At 42.0% G+C, this 5161-nt stretch carries 4 protein-coding genes; 1 reads left to right on the top strand and 3 read right to left on the bottom strand.

Translation table 11 applies throughout. The features are described 5' to 3' along the window. Positions 1-523: 523 nt before the first annotated feature. Genes AC1DPQ_RS16980 through AC1DPQ_RS16970 form a run of 3 tightly spaced genes read right to left on the bottom strand, consistent with a single transcriptional unit; the run spans position 524 to position 2700 of the window. Positions 524-2185, bottom strand: a complete 1662-nt coding sequence (locus tag AC1DPQ_RS16980) for an FMN-binding glutamate synthase family protein (protein WP_477582181.1) — start codon at positions 2183-2185, stop codon at positions 524-526. 10 nt (positions 2186-2195) lie between these two features. Next, positions 2196-2450 (bottom strand): Txe/YoeB family addiction module toxin, encoded by a 255-nt coding sequence (locus tag AC1DPQ_RS16975; RefSeq protein ID WP_029275821.1) that lies wholly within the window; start codon positions 2448-2450, stop codon positions 2196-2198. After that, positions 2443-2700 carry a type II toxin-antitoxin system prevent-host-death family antitoxin gene (locus AC1DPQ_RS16970; RefSeq protein ID WP_116253226.1) on the bottom strand — a complete coding sequence of 86 codons (258 nt, stop codon included), beginning with the start codon at positions 2698-2700 and terminating at the stop codon, positions 2443-2445. The genes AC1DPQ_RS16975 and AC1DPQ_RS16970 overlap by 8 nt, the downstream gene beginning before the upstream one ends. A 125-nt stretch (positions 2701-2825) precedes the next feature. Here AC1DPQ_RS16970 and AC1DPQ_RS16965 point away from each other — a divergent pair, with 125 nt between their 5' ends. Beyond that, positions 2826-3446: an L-threonylcarbamoyladenylate synthase gene (locus AC1DPQ_RS16965; protein ID WP_477610326.1), complete on the top strand. Its 621-nt coding sequence runs from the start codon at positions 2826-2828 to the stop codon at positions 3444-3446. Positions 3447-5161: the final 1715 nt, after the last annotated feature.

Raw genomic sequence — 5161 nt, 5'->3', positions numbered from 1 at the left:
GAACAAATCCCGTCATACTGAACTTGTTTCAGTATCTATCATGCTAGCTTGTTATCATTAAGCCCCTGAAATGAATTCAGGGTGACGGATCTAGGGGACAAATCCGTCATACTGAACTTGTTTCAGTATCTATCCTGCAGCTTGTTATTATTAAGACCCTGAGATAAATTCAGAGTAAAGGCCTAGATGTGAGCACAACCGAATTAATGTACGCTAAACAAATCGAKGGTTTTGAACAACCGTCCCATCGGGACGCTTCCTGGGTAGCCAATTGTTTAATTGGCGTTTTCGTTCCGTAGGAACGTTTGGTGATTCACCCGTTAATACCCCTTCATTACTTGCCACCTAAACCTGATTGACGCGGATGCCGATTTTTCATCGGCAGAAGCAAAAAGCAGGACTGAACAAACCTAAACACCACTGCCCCTGCTTTCCAAAAAACTAATGAGTTGCCATATGCTAGACTTCCGAAGTTCTGCCGACGCTTAGCCTCTTTTTAAACTTCGTAAGTCATCTCTCGCTGTTATCGCCCATCATCATGCATGCTGTCACCATACGGATTGGCATGTGCATAATCTACCGCCGAAACCTTATAATCGGTTGGGGCAAAACTGGCCGAAGTGCTCAGCGCCATGCCCAGTTCGTAACGGGTTGGGTAAGGCGTTTTTAACAAGCTACCTGCCGGGATATATGGAAAACTCTCTAAATAACTCTGCATTACACTCGGACTTACCCGCCTGTTGATATACGCCCTGCTTAACTGATGCGTTTCTCTTAAACCCGCAGCCCCCAATAGCTCTACAGCACTTGCTACGGTTAGGTTATGGAAGTTTTTAACCCGAACGGTTTTATCTTCTACTACAAGGCCTTTCATTAAACTCTGGTCTTGCGTAGCCACGCCTGTTGGACAGGTATTGCTGTTACATTCTAATGCCTGGATACAGCCTAAAGCGAACATCATTCCGCGGGCAGCATTACACATATCGGCACCAAGGGCGATATTTTTAACCAGATCGAAACCTGTTGCCACTTTGCCCGAGGCGATAATTTTAATGTGTTTTTTCAGATCAAAACCATTCAAAACATCGTACACAAAAGCCACACCTTCGCGCAAAGGCATACCTACCGAATTCGAAAATTCCTGTGGAGCAGCACCCGTTCCGCCTTCGCCACCATCAACGGTAATAAAATCAGGATAAATACCTGTTTCTACCATGGCTTTACAAATGGCGTAAAATTCGCTTTTACGGCCGATACAAAGCTTAAATCCTACTGGTTTACCTTCCGATAAATCGCGGAGTTTCTTCACAAACTCCAACAAACCGATCGGCGTATTAAATACCGAGTGAGCAGGTGGCGACAATACATCTTTACCTTCGGGCACTAAACGGATTCTGGCTACCTCTGGTGTTACCTTTTTGGCGGGCAGCATACCACCGTGACCAGGTTTAGCACCTTGCGAAAGTTTAATCTCGATCATTTTTACCTGGTCGGTTTTTGCCCTTTCGGCGTAAGCATCGTAATTAAAGGTACCATCGGCATTGCGGCAACCGAAATAACCGGTACCAATCTGCCAGATTAAATCGCCTCCGGGCTGACGGTGATAATCGCTGATTCCACCTTCGCCGGTATTGTGTGCAAAGTTGCCCATTTTAGCACCACCGTTTAAAGCCAGAATTGCATTCTGACTTAATGAGCCAAAACTCATGGCCGATATATTATAAATACTCGCAGAGTAAGGTTTCTTACAATCCGGACCACCAACCATAACGCGTGGATCCAGGTTTAATTCGTGGTGAGAAATGGCCGCAATACTATGGCTTAACCATTCATAGCCGTTATCGTAAACATTTAACTGCGTTCCGAATGGAATGGTATCGTTATCTTTTTTAGCGCGTTGATAGATTAATGAGCGGTTTAACCTGCTGTAAGGCGTACCGTTCGTATCGCTCTCTACAAAATACTGGTAAACTTTCGGCCTCAATTCTTCCATAAAATACCTTAAACGGCCAAAAACCGGGTAATTCCTTACAATACTATGCTTGGGCTGATATAAATCGTAAATACCAAGAATTACAAAAGGACCAGTGAAGATGAATGTCCACCATAAAAAGGGATGGTAAAGGCCCAGCATAATGGTTAGGGCAATTAAAAATGCAGCAATTGCGACAAAAGCTTTTCTCATGTTGTTATTGTTAAGTATGATACCTGCACTGTAGGAGGATAATTTTGTTATCTTCTACTTTGTAAACAAGTCTATGTTCTAAATTAATCCTCCTCGACCACCATCCAGAATATTGATGTTTTAGTGGCTCAGGTTTTCCGGTACCTTCAAAAGGTGTGCGTTCGATTTCTTTTATCAAGGCATTTATTTTCTTCAGAACCGATTTATCAACCGATTGCCAATAGAGATAATCCTCCCATGCACCATCGAGAAACAATTTAATCATTATCGATCAAGTCTTGCTCCTTGGCTAAACCATTCTCATAATCTTTTAGTCCCTGATCAAGCCTAATTGCATTTTTTGGGCTTTTTAACAAATAAAAAGTTTCCTGCATACTATCATAATCTGCTTTAGATAGCACAACAACATCTTCTCCTTTTGCCCGGGTAACAAATAAGGGGGTATGGTTCGTAAAAACCTTATCTAAATAAGACTTTAAACTTTGCCTGAATGAGGTATAATTTGTGATTTCCATATTAATGTTAATAATCTTCAAAATTAAAGATAATAAAAAAACTGTACAATTATTTGTACATATTTAGAATGTTTATGATTAATGTTATTTAAACAACAAACGCATTAATTTGTTATTTTTACGCTATGCTTATTAAGATTTATCCAGAAAACCCCAACGAAAGAGCCATTGAACAAGTTGTTGAAGTGTTGAAGAAAGGTGGTTTAATTATCTACCCAACCGATACCATTTATGGTTTGGGCTGCGATATTACCAATCCGAAAGCCATCGAAAAGATATGCAGAATACGTGGTATCAAACCCGAAAAGGCCAATTTCTCTTTCATCTGTCACGATTTAAAGCATATTTCCGATTACATTAAACCGATTGACAATACCACGTTTAGGTTGTTAAAAAAAGCACTACCGGGTCCTTTTACCTTTATTTTTAATGCGAACAACAACGTACCCAAATTATTAAGTTCCAATAAAAAAACGGTGGGTATCCGTGTGCCCGATAACAATATTGCCCGTTGCATTGTAAAAGAATTGGGTAACCCCATCCTATCTAGTTCCATAAAGGATGATGATGATGTAATTGAGTATTCTACGGATCCGGAATTGATTCATGAAAAATACGAAGACCTGGTCGATCTGGTAATCGACGGTGGTTACGGCGATAATGATGCCTCTACCGTAATCGATTGTACCACCGGCGAGTTTGAAGTGATCCGTGAAGGCAAAGGAAATATTGAAGAGTATTTGTAACGATTCCCGCCTGCGCGGAATGACAATCGTATTATAGCGAGCGCCTTAAACCCCTATCCGCTTATCGGCACCTTTCCCCTGAAAGGGAAAGGGCTAAAAGACAAATTATCGCGCCCTGCAATGTGCGCTAGGCGATCTGCACCCTGCTATCGGCCTAGGAAATGATGGAAGGAGAAGCAGTTGAAACTTGTGCACAATCTTTCCCTGACCCAAAGAACCAAAACAGAGGCAAGAACGATTTTTCTTCGTTCCTAGCCRCTGTTGCAAATAAAGTTTCGACTAGCTTATCCGACATCAGTTCCAAGCCTTGATTTTTGGTTACCTTTTTATCAAGAAAAAGGTAAGAGCCCCTCGGCGGCGGTGAGCCGAGGCAAGCCCGAGCAAGGGGCAAAACCTACAATTGTCATTCTGAACGCAGTGAAGAATCTTTCGGTAAAAGATCCTTCGTGCCTCAGGATGACAGAAAATTGTTAGAAAAAAACGATGAGTGACTGCCGCATCAATCGCAGATAACCCAGAGTAGTAAGATTGCTTTCCCGAAAGTTCGGGACAGGCTATCGGCTGAAAAAGCCTCATCGCAATGACGGATTTATTGTTGTAGTAGAATGACGATCGTATTATAGCGAGCGCCTTAAACCCCTATCCGCCTATCGGCACCTTTCCCCTGAAAGGGAAAGGGCTAAAAAACAAATTACCGCACCCTGCAATGTGCGCTAGGCGATCTGCATCATGCTATCGGCCTGGCAGATTTTCGCAGGAAAAAGCACGGAAATCTGTGCACTCCCCATCATTACCCCACAACCCAAGGCAGGATCAAGYGGGTGTGCTGGGATAAGCCAGGGTAAGCGCCTCGATACTGCCGCAATTAAGATTTCCGTAGGTTTTTACAAGAAAAGATGCAAGCCTTGATTGTTTGTTTCTTTATCATCAAGGATAAAGAAAGAGCCCCTCGGCGGCGGTGGACCTGTACCGATTTTTCATCGGTAGCCGAGGCAAGCCCGAGCCTGGGGCAAAACCTACAATTGTCATTCTGAACGCAGTGAAGAGTCTTTTGGTAAAAGATCCTTCGTGCCTCAGGTTGACAGAAAATTGTTAGAAGCAAAACCACCGTGTGACTGCCGTATCAATCGCAGATAACCCAGAGTAGTAAGATTGCTTCCTCGGCTGAAAAAGCCTCATCGCAATGACGGATTTATTGTTGTAGTAGAATGACGATCGTATTATAGCGAGCGTTTTAAACCCTTATCTCCTTACCTGTACCTTCCCCTGAAAGGGAAAGGGCTAATTCCAAACAGTAATAGGAGCCTAAAATTTATCAACATCCAACCTAAATACCAAAGAAATATATAAATTTATATTTTAATACCGTACTCCACAAGCTTTTAACAAAACAAACAACTAAAATTAACCTCATTCTAATACTGAATTAATATTCTACGCTTATTTTCGTAACCTAATCATTCTATATGGCGCTACAATTACTCCAATAAAGCTTTCCAGCTAAAAAAATCGTTGTCAGGCAAATGATTTTCGCACAATTGCTATAGGTATTTGCCTTATAGTAGCGATGATTTGCGCTGAATGATCAAAAATCTTCTAATTACAATCCTTATTATTCTATATGGCAAAACGCTAATCTGATCATTCGAATCCTCGCGGGACCGTTCCCGAAAAATAAAGCAATTACGCTTAATTCGCTTCGCTAACTTCGCTAA

The sequence above is a fragment of the Pedobacter sp. 01T416_2 genome, assembly GCF_056398925.1.
This window is presented reverse-complemented; position numbering and strand designations above follow the sequence as displayed.